Origin of the sequence: Anaerobacillus alkaliphilus (genome assembly GCF_004116265.1) — a bacterium.
Lineage (GTDB): Bacteria > Bacillota > Bacilli > Bacillales > Anaerobacillaceae > Anaerobacillus > Anaerobacillus alkaliphilus.
Genome location: NZ_QOUX01000026.1, coordinates 55,581 through 74,484 on the forward strand (window position 1 = coordinate 55,581; position 18,904 = coordinate 74,484).

Here is an 18,904-nt window from a genome sequence, read left to right on the forward strand (position 1 = left end):
GTAGTTTTGAGATACCCTTCTAAGATTACGTAATTTTAACTTTCAGGAGAACATAACGTGTAACAAAAAACTGCCATATAGCTAATGCGCTAAATGCATAAAACGGCAATAGGCCCGGAAACACCCGATACAGCTGGTACATTATAAATACACCAACAATCCAAGCTAGAAAGAATATAGGGTGTGTTACACCGAGGACAAATCCATATTTAAAGCACCGTTTTACAGATAACTGTCGAAATTGTACAGCAAGTGGAAAAATATACATGACTGTCATCAAATAAAGTAATGTCAGTAGTAACATCCCTGCAGTAAAGACAACACGTAAATGCTCGTTAAACTGTGGAAGAATATAGTAATTTACTATTAGTATTGTTCCTACAGTAATGAATAGTAGTCCAAGGAGATTGCCTTTTATGAATGATCCCTTCCATTCATTTAGATAAGTTTTAAAAATAGGAAACTCTTCTTGGCTCATCCACTTTTTAACTACTACTAGCATTGCCATAAACGCAGGTCCAACACCAAATGCTACTATTCCCAATAACGAAAACAAAACGAAAAGGATATTCAAATATGCCAGACGCATGGCCCATTCACTAATTTTATAAATTCCATCTGCCATACCAGTCATGATCTGAACCCCCTATCGCTTTATCGCCACGTCGTTTTTAGTCGGTAAAGGTTTAGAGAAATAACGTTTACTTCGCCACCTTTTACATATAACTCCACATCTTGCCCTTCTTTATCAGGAAAAATTAAATTTGTAAGAGCAATTTCGCCTTCATTTGCAAACACTTCCACTGACGATGTATCTACTAATATTCTTAATTTTAACATTCCATTAGTTAATGGTAAGTTAACTATATTACTACCTTTAAAATGCTCACTGAAATCATGTTCACCTGAGCAATCACGATCCACAACCAAGACTTGCTTTTCTACATCATAGCCAACTAGTGTTTCCTGTTCCATTCCTGACTTTCTCAATTTAAAGCCAAACTCGGAGGCAGTCAATAGTTCAATTTCAGCTTCTATTTCAAATAATGTTTCCTGAACATCAGCGAGTAAATTATCGCATTCTCTTCCAACTTCATTAGCAATTTTGACTATTTCCGTTCGAATAGTCTCGATTTCACGAATTGGCTTTTGAACTAGTTTTACCTGTCCATCACTCATCGTCTTAAGCTCAACTTCTCGTGGGAAGGACATTGCACTACGCCAAGGAAATGTAGGTACATCATTTGCGTATTTCCAATTGCTCATCCACGCCATCCAGATACGTCTTCCATCCTCCTCTGGAATATCAGAGAATGACTGAGTAGCGTAGAAATCTTTCCCATAGTCCAACCATAGAATTTCACTAGGTGCATGATCATTTAAGAAGGTTTTCCCGTCAAATGTTCCTAAGAAGTATTGTCCACCTGATCCTCCAGCAACTGATCCATCCCCTAGATCGACTTGTAACACCCATTTTTTCTGATTGGGATTTCCGTCAACAGGTAATTCAAATAAATCTGGGCATTCCCAAACACCACCATGAGCGCCATCGCAACTGCCAAATTCACTAACGAATTCCCATTTTAATAGATTAGTAGACGAATAGAACATCACCTTTTGGCCTGCCGCTAACACCATTACCCAGCGGTTTGTTTCTTCATGCCAAAACACCTTAGGATCACGGAAGTCTTTAATGCCCAGATTTTCAATCACTGGGTTCCCAGCATATTTAATCCACGTGCGCCCTTTATCATGGCTATAAGCAATACTTTGTCGTTGCAACTCATCTTTCGTATGAGTAAATATCGCGACTAACCCAGACTTGCCTTGAAATAACCCTGATGTATCATTCCAATCTACAACTGCACTACCTGAGAAGATGGTTCCTAATTCATCTGGTTCCAGACCGATCGGCAGGTGCTCCCAATGAACCATATCACGACTAATTGCGTGGCCCCAGTGCATCGGTCCCCATTTTAGGCTATGGGGATGATATTGATAGAATAAATGATACTCCCCCTCATAATAGACCATTCCATTTGGGTCGTTCATCCAATTGGCTTCAGGGGTAAAGTGAAATTGAGGGCGATATCTCTCCGTATAATATGTTGTCTTTTGTTCCATTCCTTTTGTAAATGCCATAATATCACTCCTTACAATATACATGCCATCAAGTTTTTCATTTTAATGACAGTACTTCAGTTTTAGTTGGTAGAGCTGCTATAGCTCCCCTCTTCGTAGTTGTAATTGCTCCACATACGTTTGCAAATCTTAGGATATCACTAAGTAATTCTCTATTAACGATCAGTTCATCTAAATCCTCTAACTTCGTCATTTGTTGGCTTAACTGAAATAACAATCCACCGACAAACGCATCACCCGCACCTGTTGTGTCCAAAGGCTGAACAGGTATGCCTTCTACATTTCCACTTGTTTCATGCGTATAGTAGGTGCAGCCTTTTTCTCCTTTAGTGACAAGAATTAGCTTCACAGAACCTTTGAATAATGAATGGGAAGCTTCTTTTTCATTCGGATGATTCGTTAAAAACAAAAGCTCTTCCTCACTAATTTTTAGGATATGGACATGAGGAATTTGTTTCATAATTTCTTTTTTTGCCAATTCAGGAACTTTCCATAAAGGGAGCCTGATATTTGGATCAAAGCTTATGATTGTTTGAGATTGTTTGGCTAGTTCAATTCCCTGAACTGTCGCCTCTTTTACTGGCCCTTCAATTAAAGAAACAGAACCGAAATGATAAATTAGGGCCTCTTCAAACCACTCTGGTTTTAGGTCTTCTTTTTCTAAAAGCATATCTGCTGATGGCTCGCGGTAAAACATAAAATCTCTTTCCCCGTTTTTTTGTAAGGAAACAAACGCTAATGCTGTCTTGGCCTCTGTTGTACTAAGAAGGTAATCCACTGAGACACCGTTGTCAGTGAGGGTTTCAATTAAGAACTCACCAAAAGGATCTGCTCCAACTTTTCCAATCATGGAAGAGTTCCCACCTAATTTAGCAATCGCTGCACTAACATTCGCCGGTGCTCCTCCGGCAGCTTTTTTAAACTGAGGAACATCCTTTAATTGAACTCCGTTTTCTGTTGGCACAAAATCAATTAATAATTCACCTAAGCATAGGACTTTTGACAAAATCATTTCCTCCCTCCTAGACTAATTTTTCGACCCAGTATGAGTTAGGCCTTCAACATAGTATCTTTGTAAAAACACAAAGATCGCAAGCATTGGAACAGTCGCAATGGTTAAAGCTGCCATTACCTGCCCCCACCTTACAGGCTGTTGGGCAAAAAAGTACTGTAACCCAATTTGGATCGTTCTCATGCTTTCATCATTTGCCACAACTAATGGCCACAAGAAATCGTTCCAATGGTTAACAAAAGTGAAAATAGCTACTGTTGCAAATACCGGTTTTGATAAAGGAATAATAATTCTGAAAAATATCCCTATTGGGGTACATCCGTCAATTCTTGCAGCCTCTTCCAACTCCTTAGGAAAGCCAATGAAAAATTGTCTGAACAAGAAGATCATAAACGCATTAGCAATAAAAGGAACAATTAAGCCTGTGTAAGTATTTACCCAGCCAAAGTTATGCACCAAAACATAGAGAGGCAAGAAAATACTTTCAGCTGGAATAATAATGGTAGCAATGATTACCGCCATCCAGAAGTTCTTTAAAGGAAAGTCCATTCTAGCTAATGCATAACCTGCCATTGAATTTACAATTAGACCAAACAGGATAATGCCACATGTATAAATTAAGCTGTTTCCTGTATACCTAAGTAAATCAACACGTTCTAACGCTAACATATAGTTTGAAAAATATGCAGTTACGCTATCATAAAGCGGTGGAATAAAGACATGAATTGATTTCATATCTTTGAAAATTTGCACATCACTCTTCAACGAAGATACTAACATCCAGATAAGTGGAAATAAGAAGATAACTGCTAAAAAGGTCATTATCGCATATTGGATCACGAGTTTTGCCATACGCTGTTTCTTCATTGAACGGTAAGTAGGTAATTTCATGTTCGTTTTTGGTTGAATGTTCAAATGAATTACCCCCTATCCTCTGTTAATAATTTTCTTTGAGTAAGCGATATGATTAAAACAATTACGGTGAAAAGTACAGCGAGAGCTGAGGCGTATCCTACATCCCGGTAAGCAAAACCGACCTGGTATGTGTAATAAACAAGTGATCTAGTTGAACCAAGTGGTCCCCCTTGTGTCATGATCATCGGTTGAATTAGCAATTTGAAAGCAGCAATAGTGATTGTAATGATAATAAAAATTGATACATTTTTAAGACCAGGCAGTGTCACATTTTTAAACTTTTGCCAAGCATTTGCACCATCTATTGAAGCTGCTTCATAAAGGACGCCAGGAATTGTCTGCAATCCAGCAAGGAAAATCAACATTTGAAAACCTGCTCCTTGCCAGACTGACATTGCAATGATTGAATTCATTGCTTGGTTGGGACTAGTTAAAAATGGTTGTTTGGCGAAGCCTAGGGACTCTAATACTTGATTGAAGAAACCTTCGTTCGGATTGTATAGAAACGTCCATAAAATTGATACAACTACTAACGACATGACAACAGGACTAAAGTACGCGGTTCGATAAAAAATAGTAAAACGGAGCTTTTTATTCACAAGTAGAGCTAACCCTAAACCTACAGCGGTTTGAAGCGGAACGACTAGGACTACGAAATAAACAGTATTTTTAAATGCTGTCCGGAACTCGTTATCTGAAAAAGCATATGTAAAGTTCTCTAGTCCGATAAAGCCCTTTTTCTGGGGGGTTAGTAAATAAAAATCTGTAAAACTATAATAAAATGCCATTGCCATAGGATAGAGTAAAAATAACGATAATAAGATGAGTGCTGGTAAAAAGAATAAATATCCACTAAGGCCTTCTCTCCACTTTTGCGTTGATAAAGTTCGTTTTAAATTCTTTATCATAACTTTCTTCACTCCTAGCTTCTTTCACTAATTGTGATGGACCGGGAAATGTCATTTCAACCGGCCCATCTAGTAAACTTATTATTTGTTAAATCTTGATAGTTCTCTTTCAATTCTTGGAACGAAATTATCTAATGTTTTTTGAACGTCCTCACCTAATGCCGCCGCTTGGAAAGCTTCAGCAAATAACTGTGTAAGTACTGGGTATGCAGGTGTTTGTGGACGAGCTTGTGCTGAATTAATTACTTGATCTTTCATTATCTTTTTAGGTTGAGTCTCATACTCAGCCATTTCCGCAAACGCTGACTTACGAGCAGGAGGCATCCCTGTAACTTCTGAAAGACGAATTGTAGACTCTTTATCTGTCATCCAAAGCATAAATTTAGCAGCTTCTTCTGGGTGTTTTGTTTGGCTAGTTACTGCATAAGCCATGCTTCCAGATGGAGATTTTGCCACTTTACTACGTGGGTAAGGCATCATTCCATAATCTAAACCAGCGTCTTGTGTTGAAAGTGCAATCCACGGACCACCTAATGCCATTGCCGCATTACCTTCTTCAAATTGCATTTCTGACGGAGAAATACTTACTACACCTTCAGCAAATAATTGCTTAATAAATTCTAATGCTTCTACCGTTTCAGGACCATTAAAGTATCCTTCAGCAGTCGTTCCATCTGGAGAAAGTAGATCTCCACCGTTTGACCATACGAAAGGTAATCCCATGTAAGTCATCCACTCGCCAACACCATAGTTCATAAATAAGTTAAGTCCATAACGATCGTTCGTTGTTAATTGCTTTGCTACTGCGAAAAACTCATCCCATGTCCAAGCATCTTCAACCGATGTTGGTGCTTCAATTCCTGCTTCAGCAAAAATTGCTTTGTTATAATATAACATTACGGATGATTCCATTGCACCAAGAGAATATAGTTCTCCATTATAACTACCTTGTTCAAGAATTGAGTCTACATAGTCAGCTAGTTCTTCATCTGTATAATATTGACCTACAGGCATAATTACTTCAGACGCCGCGTAGCTTGCTACAAACGGTCCATCTAATTTAATTAGGTCTGGTAAGTTTCCAGCTACTAGTGCTGCATTAATCGCATCGTTATATGAGCTACCTTCATCAATGATTGGAGGTGCAACATCAACGCGAATTTTCCCTTTATGTGCTTCATTAAATTCAGCAGCACGATCTAAGTAAAATTGAGTCTCTTTTTCATTTGTTTGATGGATCCATAGTTGTAAGACAACTTCTTCCTCTGTTGCCGGAGTTGTTTTGTCTTGATCGCCATTGCTACTAGTTTCTTCCTTAGAAGAACTACACCCAACCACTAATAAACCAGCTACTAACGCCATCATTAAGAACATAAGTAATTTTTTCATAAATAAATTCCCCTCTTTTCTTAGGATTAAGTTTTAATCTTACTTACAATTAAGCTTAGAGTCATCACCCTCTCAGTTTAATAGTTGGAAAATGTAGGTAATCGTTTACGTAAACGATTACGTAAAATTTATAATGAGAGATTTGCTCTCATTTAAATTGAACCCCTAATGACAAATTCTGTTGATAAGACAATCCTTTCATTTCTTGCTCCCTTATCTTCAGCAATTCTTTTTAGCAGTAAGTTCACTGCTTTTTCACCTATCTCAAAGGAAGGCTGTTTAATCACTGATATTGGAGGCGTCGTCACTTTCATCCAATCATAATCATCAAATCCAATGAGGGCAACGTCATCTGGAACTCTTAACTTATGATCATTTAAGAAGCTTAAGGCACCCATGGTCATAATATTATTAGCGATAAAAAGAGCAGTTACATTTTCCTTTTTAACTAATTGTTTTGCTATTTCATAGCCTGAGTCAAGACTTGGCTCCCCTTCTTTTATAAGATTGGGATTAACACTAAGACCTTGTTCAAGAAATGCTTCTTTATAGCCTAGTAATCTATCATCACTCGTTGTCAATCCTAAATAACCAGTGATAAAACCGATTTTCTCATGACCCTTTTCGAGTAACGTCTTAATTGCTTGATATGTACCTTGCTTACTATCAGCAAGTACAGTGTCTCCAGTATAGCCTTCGGGTATCCGATCAATAAAAACGACTGGATATTCATTAGAGAATACATTTTCATATTGTGTAATGTCTTTACCAGTTGGTGCAACAATTAATCCGTCAATTAACTTTGAGTTAAATAGTTTGATTTGCTCAACCTCTGTCTCAAAATCTTCGTGAGAATTACTTAAGATTAAATTATAACCTTCTTGTTTCAGGTAGGTTTCAATACCGTTAGCAATTGACATAAAGAAAAAGTTGGAGGTATCCGAATAAAGCATCGGAACTATCAGTCCGATTATATTAGATTTCCGACTCCTTAACCCTTTGGCCATTAAGTTAGGCTGGTAATCTAATTCCTTCATTGCCTGATAGACTTTGATTTTCGTTGTTTCAGAAACATACCTTGTTTCATTTAACACATGGGAAACAGTTGCTGTTGAAACATTAGCCAGTTTTGCAACATCTTTAATACTTGCGTTATTCATTTTGACTCCCCATTTTTTGATAGGTTTAACGCTTGCGTTTCGTTAGGTAAACGTTTACGTAATCGATTAACTAAAATATAATTGAAAGCGTTTTATTTGTCAATGGTCATTTTAAAAATATTTGTAGCGGTGCCTGTCACCACCCGAAGATTGTGGGAATTTGTCGAAGATGTAAGAGGGTTTCTCTATTGGTGCAGTTAATGTCAATAGCAGAATATGTTTATATATTATTATATTGCGGTGTCTAAAACACTCGACTAACTGAAGATGTTTGACTTGGTGGCATTCTGTTCCCAACAAACTTGTCAAAGTTTAAAAAACTAAAAGTGCTAAAATCAAGAGCAGCCCAGTAGAAAGGGAATTTCTACTGGGCTACATCTAGAATTCGACAAATTCCGGGTGGTGACAGGCACCTTACTTAGTTTCCTCGAATATCTTTTTCAATTGCCTTATTGATTACCTCTATGGGAATTTCCATGAGGTTGTGTTCATTTAAACTATTAACTTCAATATAGTCGTAAATTTCTCTTATGCGGTAGTTGTTTTCGCCTTCATCTATATATATCTCGCAAATTGATAAAAGCCCGAATTGTTGACTCCCCTTATCCAGTAAAAGCACTAAATAAACATTGGAATTTTCATAGGATATCTTTCCTTCAATTTGTTCTACATTATATTCTAATAAAGATGTAATCCACCTTAATTTCTTTATTTGGTTATCAATTTGTGTGTAATAATACACTACTAAATCTTGGTTTTCACCATAGAACTGATTTCCTTCCATCAACTGATGAAGGAATTTTACATTCATATTCTTAACTTGTGCATTTGTCAGGTAAAAATCAGTCCAGTAATAGTCAAAGGTTTTATACCATTTTGAATTGTCCTTCCAATAGAAGGTCGTACCATTACCGTAAAATTCAACAAATGCTGGGTCTCCACTCTGATAAACTAATGAGGTACCACTAGTGCTAATTAGGTCAATTCCCCAGTCAAAATCGTCCTCAATTTCTTCAATATCAGTAAAAACATGGCGAGAATAAGAGAAGCTTTCAGCATTTATATTCTCTTCTAAAAGATCTTCAATTATTGGAATTACTTTCTCTCGTTCGAATTCAATGTTGTCGTCACTCAATATTGTGGTTTCTATCAGGTTATGTAGTCGCTCCGTGTTACTTTTCTGAACAGATATTGTTTGCCCTGTTCCACAGCCTGTTAGTAAAATTCCGATCAATATTATTAAAAAACGTTTCAACACACCAACCCCAATCATTATAATAACAATCAACAGATTTATTTTAACATAAGAGTTTTCGGGGCGTCACTGTAGGGAGCGGTGCCTAGTATAATAAATAGTTGGGCTAAATAAAAAATACCATCGTTTTCATGTACAATGGAAGGACCTATCACAGAACTTCCAAAACCCCTCACCACAAGGAGATGAAACGATGGTATACACATTATTGAACCATATTCAAGGAAAAAAGGGAAGTCGATGGGCTAAGTTTCTTCAAACAGCTGGCTTGGAAAATATTTTAATAGTAGCGGTAGATGCTGCTAAATATACGCATAAAGCTATGATTTGTACTTTTTATGGGGAGATCCTAAAGAAACCCTTCGAGTTTGATGCTTCTTTAACTGGTCATAATCAACTCATCAGTCAAATTGAAAAGGTAAGTCAAGAGACTGGGAAACAGTCCATAGTTATTGGTATTGAAACGACGGGACACTATTATGAGGACCTAGTTCGTCATTGGCAAGGGAATAGTTACTATGTTCGAATAATAAACGCAGCTACTACATCTGAAGAGAGAAAAGCACTATTAAACCGCTCTAAAACTGACAACCTTGATCTATTAGCTATTACACAATCAGTGATAAACGGTCGTGGAACAAGTAGTGAACTACCTTCAGGATCTGTGCATGAGCTTCAAAAGCTCACAAGAGCTCGACGCACAATCGTCCAGGAAAAGACAGCTCTCCAAAACGAAATAAGAGTTCATATTGATCATATATTTCGAGAATTTCAAGGAATGAGTATATGGAGAGATGGTAAACGAGTTCATGTTCAACCCTTTGAGAAACTTTTTGGGAAGGCTGGCCGCTATTTGATGCGTCATTTTATACACCCTAGCGATATCATTAACCTAGGTGTTGATGGATTAAGAGAGATATCGATTAAAGAAAACCTTAAGATACGCGATTCTTCTATACAATTACTTTTAGAATTCGCAAGTAATTCCATCTCAAGACCAAAGGAAGAGTTAGAAATTGATCACTTTTTACTTGTTCATAAGCTAGATCGGCTGGAACTAGTAAATCAACAGATTGATGAAATGGAACAGAAGATTGCTAGTTTATTCATTGAAACAGAAGGTGCTGTCTTGTTAACTGTACCAGGAGTTGGACTAGTGACTGGTGCGGAATTGTATGGCGAAATGGGTGATATATCGGATTTTGACCATGCAGGACAGTTAATTAAAATGGCAGGCACGAATCCTATTGTAGTGCAATCTGGCGGTCGAAATCCGACTTATCATTGTATCTCTCGAGAAGGAAGGCGTACATTTAGAAATAGTGTGTATCAAATAGGAAAGTCACTTGCCATGCACAATCCAAAGATGAAGAAACAATATCAAGAAATGAGAGATAGAGGCAAATATGCAAGACAAGCGTATATAGCCTTAGGAAATCGCATGATCCGTTTAGCCTTTGCCATGATTCGTAAACAAACAATGTATCAATCAGAAGAAGCAGATTATACTTTACTAGCTGAATTGACCAAGAAACTTAAAGCCCAACATGTTAAACGCTTTTACACAAGATACTTTGCAGTATAGATTACAACCAAAGTGTAAGTAAATATAGTAAGAAACATTGATAAATAGAGTGTCCCTAGGACGTCAGATCACATCGAATTTTGTGCCTGAGGCAATATTGACCTCGCGTGACAGCGTTATGGATCTTGTCCTATAAATACGAATAATACGTGAAGACAAAGCTTAAATAACTAGGTGGTATCCCTATAGGATGAAAATGCAAGATCCTTTCACGTTCTAGAGACATTCTATGATATAATTCTGTGATAGTTGAGTCTTGAAAAAAATGGAAAACGAAGGCTTATTTAAGTCCGCCTCTTTAAGGGGAAAAGATCTACTTGACCTTTAAAGCATTATACGCTGTCACCACCCGAAGAATCTTGTTTCACGTAATGTTTCATAATAGACTATTTTGTCGGTTTCTGCCTTCTTTAAATTATTTCAGGTCAACTATTTCTCTACCCTAGCTGACACCTTAAAAACCTTAACATCACTTGCATTGCTGCACGTTAAGATTACTGGGTTAATTTCAATTATCATAGATTGGTCAGAAAAACAGCTGGTGCTATTGTCCGATGGAATTACTAGATATACATCTTCATAATCAACAACTGCCTTGGTGCTAGGTACAACAGAGTCAAATAACTCAAGAGTTTCATCCTTAATTATATCAACCATTATAGTAGCCTGACACTTACCCGTTTTAATTACCTTTGTATATGCTCCGCTTGTTAATAATTCTAGTAATGTAGTTTCCATTTTTCATCCACCATCCAATTTTCATTTTTTTGACCTTCACTATATAAATACAAAGTCATTGGAAAAGGGGTGGGAGATTTTAATAAAAATTCCAAAATTTTTTTTAAAAAAAAAAAAAAAAAAAGCCAGCACAACATGTGTGTGCTAGCTTTCGAGGTATTAGTTCCCATATTCAATCAACAACAACATTTGATCTAGCATTTTAACCATTTGACTTCTGGTTGTATGTTCTCGTGGTGCAAATGTACCATCAAGTTTGAGGTTCGTTAAACAGCCAATCCATTGTCCGTCCCCAATAAGCAACCGTTCCATCTTAGCAATGTGGTGGTCATCACCAGCCTCAACTTGTATGACTGGATTAGTTGGCGTAGCTTCAGTTTCAATCTGCCAACCTACGACAATAAATAAGAGAGTTATAAGTAATGTTTTGATAGTATTCATCTTCTTCTCGGTTCATAAAGTCTATTAACAATAAAAATATCAAGAAAAGAATGCATTAAAATAATGGATTCCATTGGAATTTCGGGGTGTCACAGTGACAAATCATAACATACGATACAAAAGAAATATAACTTTCGTACTATAGGAGGGCACCACGTTGAGTAAGTATAAATCCTCGCCAGACCAATCTATGAAAAAAGATAAAAGACCAAATTTCCTCATTATCCTTGTTGATGAGGAACGCTTTCCAACCTGTTATGAAAACGAAGATCTGAAAGAATGGCGTAAAAACCATTTGAAAACTCAGGAGCTTCTTCGAGAAAACGGTATGACATTTTTAAATCATTATATTGGAAGTACCGCTTGTTCACCTAGTAGGACAACGCTTTACACTGGCCAATATCCTTCCCTTCACGGTGTCACCCAAACGACAGGTGCAGCAAAAGGTGCTTTTGATCCGGATGTTTACTGGCTTGATCACAATACAGTCCCTACTTTCGGTGACTATTTTCGTTCTGCAGGTTATCGAACGTTTTGGAAAGGGAAATGGCATGCTTCTGATGAGGATCTTATAGTTCCGGCAAGTCATAATGCAATGTTGAGCTTTAACCCAACAACTGGGGTCCCTGATCCTGAAAAACAACAGCTTTACTTACATGCAAATCGGCTAGACTCATTTGGTTTTGATGGGTGGATAGGTCCTGAACCACATGGATCAAACCCACGAAATTCAGCTTCTTCTGCTGCGATTGGGGTAAGTGGTCGTGATGTCGTTTATTCTGAAGAGGTTGTTCAATTAATTAACTCCCTAGAGGATGAAGTTCATGAAAATAATTATAAGCCATGGTTAATTGTTTCATCATTTGTAAATCCGCACGATATCACCCTATTTGGGCTTTATACACAATTACTACCAACATTTAAATTTTCTGTAGATCCTTCTGTTCCTTTTATCCCACCAGCACCGACAGCAAATGAAAACCTTCTTACTAAACCCTCAGCCCAAAGTAATTACCGCGATGTATATCAACAAGCATTACAACCTACACTCGATACACCTTTTTACAGACAACTATACTATTCACTTCATAAACAGGTTGATGACGAGATGTATAAAGTATTTACCGCTCTTAAACAGTCGATTTTTTATGAAAATACAATTGTTGTATTTACTGCAGACCATGGTAGTCTAGTTGGAGCCCATGGAGGATTATTTCAAAAGTGGCATAATGCCTATGAGGAAGCAATTCATGTTCCACTTATAATACACAGCCCTAACTATTTCGCTGACTGTAAAGAAACGGATATGCTAACAAGTCATGTGGACATTTTCCCCACTCTATTAGGACTTGCCGACATTGACGTTCAGAAGGTCCAAGAGAAACTGAAAAAAGATCATACAGAGGTCCATCCCCTAGTAGGTCGAGACCTAACTTCGCTCATTAATGGAAACGCCGAATTTACCCGAGGTGATGAGGCTCTTTACTTTATGACAGACGATGAGTTTTCAAAAGGTTTAAACCAATACACTCTAACTGGTCAACCATATGAAGCAGTTAAACAGCCTAACCACTTGGAAACTGTAATCGTCAAACTACCCACAGGTGATAGTAACTCAAATGAAATCTGGAAGTTCACACGTTATTTCGATAATCCTCAATTTTGGAGTGACCCAGGCGTTGAAGATGTTGAAACGATTCAGAAAAAAGGCACAGATATTTCAGAGGATCAACAGGCAGCTATTTGTCTCACAACCACCAAAACGAATCCAGTCCCCAATCAATTCGAGTTATATAACCTAACAAAAGATCCATTAGAAGAAATAAACCTTGCACACCCTACACTTGAAACACCCGAATTAAAAGCAATTCAAAAGCTCTTAAATAAAATTCTTCAAGAACAACGTAAACAAAAAAGACTTACTCCTACTAGTGGGACGAATTCATAAGACAGTTAGTGTGGTTACTAAATGAGGTTCTTCCCGTTTGATACTGATACAAATTACCATAATAGTGTCTTCCCTACTAGCTTTTCAAAAGCTAACTCGTTACTAAAACGTTAAAAACCCAGCAGCCAGTGAGCATTTTATTTTCTGGCTGCTGGGTTTTAATTTAATTATCGTTCGACAAATTTCGGGTGGTGACAGGCACCACTCAATATGTCAAATACTCATATCTAATGTTATACTGCGCATCGATTGTATACTTTAACCCAGACTCGTCTAATGCCTTTGCTAGTGCTAGTCTTTCTCTTATTTGCATTTCATTAATTTTGTTTATTGTTGCTTGTAGCTGAATTTCATCAACATTATTAATTTGTGAGTTTAGTCTTAATAAATAGATGAAGATTACAATCTCTTGTGATCGTTGTTTAAACAACTCGTCATACTCCTCAAACTTCTTTGGCGGTTTTATTTCAGTAAGCTGAATAATCTTATCATTTAAGTCCGTCTGAAGTTCTAATAGTTTAGCTTGATAACTACTTGAGGTATAGATTGTATCAGGAGTTGGCAGTGCCTGGTTCAGCGCTTTGTAGAATGGTTCATCAAACTGATTTGTCATTTCTAGGTAACTAACAATTTTAGAATGTTGGCTCACTGTTAACCCATTATACGCTGTCTGGAATAGTCCAGATAAAGGGTACAGTAAAAATAAAAATAGTAGGATAGCAGAGCCATAACCAACATTCTTTAATTTTTTTCTCTTCCTAATAGTACTGTATATGTGATCATCAGCATCATATCCATCTTTTTTTAACTGTTCCATTTCTTTTCTAAAGTTTTTCTGTGTTTTAGTAAGTGACGCCATCTCTAAGCCTCCATACATGAACAATAGGTATATTATACCGATTTATCAATAGAAGAATCTAAATCTTTTATTACGTTAGGCTTACTCTGCTTTCATTGTATATTCAATAAATCTCTGTCTTCTCTCGTCTAAGCTTTCTGGAAAATAATTTAGTAGAATTGTTGTGTCTAAAAAAGGCGGGGGATCAATATCTGAATTTGTATAGTAGTACATGCTGCTGTAAGGATAGAGCTCTGGAGACGTCACCATTTTTGCTTTCAACGGATTTTGGTGTATGTATCTGCTGACTTCCAGCATACCTAATGGATCAGAAATGATATCTGAAAAAAAACGTTTTTCAAATACGTGCCCGGTTAACCCGTATTTGGTATTAAAATAATTTGCATAACGTTTATTGAGTAAGGACATGATTTTTGAGATAGATTCTTCTGTGGAGCGGACCTGTAAGTGAAAGTGGTTAGTCATTAAACAGTAGGATACAAGTTGTAGGGGATATTTTTCATATATTTCTGTGAGGATATAAAAAAACTCATGAAAATCATTTTCTTCATAAAAAAGTGGATCACGCCGGTTACCTCGACAAACCACATGGAAAAAATAATCTGGAAGCCAAATACGCTTTGCTCTACCCATCGTAACTACCACCTAACTTCCGTAATACAAGCATTTTCTGGATAGAAATTCTATTTACTTTTGCAAACAACAAATACACCTCCTAGTGAAATGAAATATTGATAGGGTTAACAAACAGTAATAAATAAAAGGTAAATTATAGAAAATGAAGGCTGAGGAAATAAGAAGAATAAGCGGGAATAGATATCTTGCTACTATTATAAGAATATAAGTTATAGGCTGTCAAACACTAATATCACCGACAAATTTCGAGTAATTTCGGGTAGTGACAGGCACCAAAACAAGGTAGCCTTAACGGCTACCTTTAGTACTTACTATTCGACATATTACGGGTGGTGACAGGCACCATTATTTCCTCACCGTTATGCTTTGGTCGTCGCTTTTATAGTCAACCTTTGCCTTTAATTGCTCAGATATGAAACGCAATGGAACGAAAGTGCGGCCATTCTTTATTTCTGGAGCCGCCTCTATCTTAGTTGCTACACCATTTACAGATACAGTCGTGCTTCCTGGAGTTAATACGATTGTTTTTCCCTCTGTATAAACAGTGATCTTATTCGTTTTCTTATCCCAACGAACGTTGGTCCCAAGATTTTCACTCACAAAACGAAGTGGCACTAACGTTCGGCCGTTTTTTAGATACGAAGGGTCCGATAGTAGACTAGCATTTCCATTTGCGATGACTTTGGAATTATTTACAAACATGACTATCTTGTTCTCATAATTTGATATCTTTGAGTATTCAACATAAACCCCTTTTGCTCTTAAGGATTAAATGGTTGCTACAGCTTCTTTTCCGGTTAGATGGTTGTCACGAATTTCCACTCTTGTTAAGCTCGCTATAGATGTTAGTGCACTTATATCAAATAGGTGGTTGTGTCTTAAGTCTAAGTTCTGTAGCTGCTGTAAAGTCTTTAATGGTGCAGTCGTATAAATTTGGTTTTTTGAAAGATTTAAGTACGTTAGTTTAGAAAGACTTGATAACCCATCAATATTAGAAATCTTATTTTCCGCTAGATAGAGAGACTCTAAAGATGTTAACTTAGATAGAGGTCCGATATCTTCAACCTGGGTGTTTCTCAAGTACAAGGACTTTAGGTTTTTTAAACCTTCTAAATTCCTAAGATCAACAGGGCGTTTTGTATCATCTATCCCCAACCTTTTTAATTGGACAAGCCCTTTTAAAAAGGAAAAATCAATAATTTCCGTTGAAGCAAGATCTAGACTTTCAAGTCTTCTCAAGTGTTGTAAGGCAGACCCATCAGATAGTAAATTGTACGATAAAGAGAGTTTCTTTAGTTTCGTCAAAGCTTCCAGTGGTTGAGCTCCTCCACTGATTTGATTACCCATTAGGTATAAAAATTCTAAATTCGTGAGCTTTTGTAACGGTGTAATATTACGAATTTCATTTGACAAAAGGTTTAAGTTTTTCAGTCTTGTTAGCCCATCTATTGGTGAAATATCAGCAATCTTATTACTTCCTAATTCTAAAATTTCCAAATTCGTTAGACCTTTCAACGGGGTGATATCCGTTATTCGGTTCGAAGGCAACCTAAGTACTTTTAGTTGAGGAAGGCTTTTTAATGCTCTTAAATCTTTTATTGAATTGTCGCTAATTTCTATAGTAGTTAATTTAGATAGATTTGCTAATGGGGATAGATCAGAAATATCATGGTACTGATCAATTACCAGCGTTTCTAAATTTACTAAGTACTCAATTCCCTTTATACTTTTTATTTGTTCCGGCTCTATGTGATGAGTGGTGAATTCTGCACCTAAATAGGCTAACAAATCACTTGTGTTAATTTCAGTCACTTTTTCAACATCAGATTGTCTAACGACTCCTGACGGTTTATTTATGTAATACCGAACTACCTTTTCAAATACACGATCCTCGAAAACAATTGTCGGCTGTTGTTCGGCTTTTGTTATCTGAATGTTTACTTCTGTGGCTGCTTCTGTAGGCACACTACTGAAGGCAGCTAGAAAAGCTAAAGAAATACTCATTATAATTTTTTTCATCTTAATCACTCCCATGTTGTCTCTTAATGACCAATAACTTCTACACTAGTAAAATAAAGTGAATAAATCACTAGTTAGTATCTTATCACTATAAGAAATAAAAGAGAATTTAATATTGGAGAGGGAGAGTTAAATAAACAAAAAGTACCAACCAGCCTACTTGAGGGTCCGGTTAATACTATATTCGTACACTACCTCTTATGAAACATACCGTGAAACAAGATTTTTCGGGTAGTGACAGGCACCAATTACTACATTTAATATTGCACAATTTACGACAAAGTTCTGCTATAATTACACTATACTTACAAAATGTTACATATTTACTACTAATATATTATTCAAGCAATCTTTATATTTGGGATCGAAAGGTGTAGTATGTCTTTTCTTAAAAATGTCTTCAATATCTTAACTGATAAAAGAGAAATAACAGAACCTGTAGTCTATAAAGAGTTTAATGATAAGTCTAATTTGGTAACAAATTTAACTCGGTTAGCAGAAATTAAAAATCCAAACGTTGATATAAAAAAAGTAGAAAGTCATTTGAAGTTATTTTCCATAGGTCAAGCTGGAGAAAAAAACGTTCTTTATGAACTGCAAAATTCAATGTTACCATTTATTGTGTTACACGATGTATACGTTGAGTTTGAGAGTTATAATGCTCAACTAGATTTTATAATTATCACACATAAGTTTATTATGGTTCTCGAAGTTAAAAAGCTATTTGGTGATATACACGTTACTGATAAAGGCGAATTTCAAAGAGTGATTAGAAAGAATAATAGGGTCGTTAATAAAGAGGGTATGTATAGCCCAATAAATCAAGTGGAAAGACACGTAGCAATTCTTGAGAAGCTCCTTAAAGATAAAGGAGTTATAGAGCGTTGCCCAATAAAATATTCTGTTACTTTTGCAAACCCTAAAACGATTTTGGATATTTCTAAAAACGCACCAGCAAATATACAATCTTCTGTAATTCGTCATGACCAAATCAAAGTTTTCATAAAAAATGAATTAGAGAAAAAATCACCCGTGTTTATGTTAGATCACCAAGTCTATGAAATAGCTAATACAATTCTAAAATACAGTAAAGAAAAACCATTTAACATTGAGGATTATACATTAGACTTACCTCAGAAATCGCATAATGATCTAACAAGTGATACAGCTAATGAAAGCAGAGGCAATACTAATACTAATACTAATACTAATACTAATAATGATGCTGTTTTAAAAACATCACTAACCGATTTTCGTTTAAGACGTTCTAGGGAACTTAAGGTAAAACCGTACTATATCTTTACCAATAAAATATTAGATTGTCTCCTAGAGAAGAGACCTCTAACACTAAATCAACTTTTAGAGATTGAAGGTTTTGGACACAAAAAAGTAGAAGAGTTTGGGGAGGATATATTATTTATTATTAAAGATAATTATCCGGAAGATAACTTACCAGTTAGCCAATCGACTGGAGACTCGAAGGACAAAGATACTTCGACTAAAATGGAGTCAAAAGTTCCCTCAAAGTCAGGGAATCTAACTGTTGAAGAAATAAGGTTAGCTTTAACTGCTTTTAGAACCAGTCGTTCAAAAGAGATAAATGTTAAGCCCTACTACATCTTTAACAATAATACTTTAGAAGCCATTCTTGAAAAGAAGCCTGGATCTATTAATGAGCTATTAAGAATAGAGGGCTTTGGACCAAAGAAAGCTGAAGAATTCGGACAAGAAATCTTAGACATTATACTAAATAGTAACAAACTTTAACCAAAAGAAGGACTGTAGAATAAAATTCTACAGTCCTTCTTTTATTTTGTTAAAACATCTCCCCCCGAAGTGGGGGCAGGTTTAGGGTCTGACCACCGTACTCTATGAAACATACCGTGAAACAAGATTT

At 36.4% G+C, this 18,904-nt stretch carries 16 protein-coding genes and 1 pseudogene; 3 read left to right on the forward strand and 14 right to left on the reverse strand.

Going from position 1 to position 18,904, the window contains the following annotated elements; translation table 11 throughout:
* Positions 1-25 precede the first annotated feature (25 nt).
* The 8 genes and pseudogenes from DS745_RS07265 to DS745_RS07300 all read right to left on the reverse strand — a co-directional run bounded on the left by DS745_RS07265 (position 26) and on the right by DS745_RS07300 (position 8,781).
* Positions 26-634: a YesL family protein gene (locus tag DS745_RS07265; RefSeq protein WP_129077609.1), complete on the reverse strand. Its 609-nt coding sequence runs from the start codon at positions 632-634 to the stop codon at positions 26-28.
* A 26-nt stretch (positions 635-660) separates the two neighbouring features.
* Positions 661-2,112 (reverse strand): annotated as a pseudogene (locus DS745_RS07270) (glycoside hydrolase family 32 protein); the annotation flags it as partial.
* A gap of 67 nt (positions 2,113-2,179) precedes the next feature.
* Complete coding sequence (locus tag DS745_RS07275; protein ID WP_338324527.1) at positions 2,180-3,154, reverse strand: PfkB family carbohydrate kinase; 975 nt, start codon at positions 3,152-3,154, stop codon at positions 2,180-2,182.
* Positions 3,155-3,169: 15 nt separating this feature from the next.
* Positions 3,170-4,069, reverse strand: a complete 900-nt coding sequence (locus tag DS745_RS07280) for a carbohydrate ABC transporter permease (protein WP_241657752.1) — start codon at positions 4,067-4,069, stop codon at positions 3,170-3,172.
* Positions 4,070-4,074: 5 nt separating this feature from the next.
* Positions 4,075-4,977 (reverse strand): carbohydrate ABC transporter permease, encoded by a 903-nt coding sequence (locus DS745_RS07285; protein ID WP_129077611.1) that lies wholly within the window; start codon positions 4,975-4,977, stop codon positions 4,075-4,077.
* Between the two features lie 81 nt (positions 4,978-5,058).
* Entirely contained in the window at positions 5,059-6,366 is a 1,308-nt protein-coding gene (locus DS745_RS07290) for a sugar ABC transporter substrate-binding protein (RefSeq protein ID WP_129077612.1), read from the reverse strand.
* Between the two features lie 152 nt (positions 6,367-6,518).
* Entirely contained in the window at positions 6,519-7,526 is a 1,008-nt protein-coding gene (locus DS745_RS07295; RefSeq protein WP_129077613.1) for a LacI family DNA-binding transcriptional regulator, read from the reverse strand.
* Between the two features lie 418 nt (positions 7,527-7,944).
* Positions 7,945-8,781: a hypothetical protein gene (locus DS745_RS07300; RefSeq protein WP_129077614.1), complete on the reverse strand. Its 837-nt coding sequence runs from the start codon at positions 8,779-8,781 to the stop codon at positions 7,945-7,947.
* 193 nt (positions 8,782-8,974) lie between these two features.
* Here DS745_RS07300 and DS745_RS07305 point away from each other — a divergent pair, with 193 nt between their 5' ends.
* A complete protein-coding gene (locus tag DS745_RS07305) occupies positions 8,975-10,366 on the forward strand; it encodes an IS110 family RNA-guided transposase (protein WP_129077605.1) in 1,392 nt (463 codons plus the stop codon).
* Between the two features lie 429 nt (positions 10,367-10,795).
* On the opposite strand, the gene DS745_RS07310 is transcribed toward DS745_RS07305, so the two are convergent.
* Both DS745_RS07310 and DS745_RS07315 read right to left on the reverse strand, forming a co-directional pair.
* Positions 10,796-11,104 carry a hypothetical protein gene (locus DS745_RS07310; protein ID WP_129077615.1) on the reverse strand — a complete coding sequence of 103 codons (309 nt, stop codon included), beginning with the start codon at positions 11,102-11,104 and terminating at the stop codon, positions 10,796-10,798.
* A gap of 159 nt (positions 11,105-11,263) precedes the next feature.
* Positions 11,264-11,545 (reverse strand): hypothetical protein, encoded by a 282-nt coding sequence (locus tag DS745_RS07315; protein ID WP_129077616.1) that lies wholly within the window; start codon positions 11,543-11,545, stop codon positions 11,264-11,266.
* Positions 11,546-11,735: 190 nt separating this feature from the next.
* Here DS745_RS07315 and DS745_RS07320 point away from each other — a divergent pair, with 190 nt between their 5' ends.
* Complete coding sequence (locus DS745_RS07320) at positions 11,736-13,493, forward strand: sulfatase family protein (RefSeq protein ID WP_129077714.1); 1,758 nt, start codon at positions 11,736-11,738, stop codon at positions 13,491-13,493.
* 205 nt (positions 13,494-13,698) lie between these two features.
* Here DS745_RS07320 and DS745_RS07330 read toward each other — a convergent pair whose 3' ends face one another.
* From DS745_RS07330 to DS745_RS07345, 4 genes are all read right to left on the reverse strand, one after another.
* Positions 13,699-14,352: a hypothetical protein gene (locus tag DS745_RS07330; protein ID WP_129077617.1), complete on the reverse strand. Its 654-nt coding sequence runs from the start codon at positions 14,350-14,352 to the stop codon at positions 13,699-13,701.
* An 81-nt stretch (positions 14,353-14,433) separates the two neighbouring features.
* Positions 14,434-14,985, reverse strand: a complete 552-nt coding sequence (locus DS745_RS07335; protein ID WP_129077618.1) for a transposase — start codon at positions 14,983-14,985, stop codon at positions 14,434-14,436.
* A 348-nt stretch (positions 14,986-15,333) separates the two neighbouring features.
* Positions 15,334-15,717: a copper amine oxidase N-terminal domain-containing protein gene (locus tag DS745_RS07340; RefSeq protein WP_277750905.1), complete on the reverse strand. Its 384-nt coding sequence runs from the start codon at positions 15,715-15,717 to the stop codon at positions 15,334-15,336.
* Between the two features lie 39 nt (positions 15,718-15,756).
* Positions 15,757-17,007 (reverse strand): leucine-rich repeat domain-containing protein, encoded by a 1,251-nt coding sequence (locus DS745_RS07345; protein WP_161568199.1) that lies wholly within the window; start codon positions 17,005-17,007, stop codon positions 15,757-15,759.
* Between the two features lie 378 nt (positions 17,008-17,385).
* Between DS745_RS07345 and DS745_RS07350 the strand changes: the two genes are divergently transcribed.
* Positions 17,386-18,774 carry an HRDC domain-containing protein gene (locus tag DS745_RS07350; protein WP_129077621.1) on the forward strand — a complete coding sequence of 463 codons (1,389 nt, stop codon included), beginning with the start codon at positions 17,386-17,388 and terminating at the stop codon, positions 18,772-18,774.
* Positions 18,775-18,904: the final 130 nt, after the last annotated feature.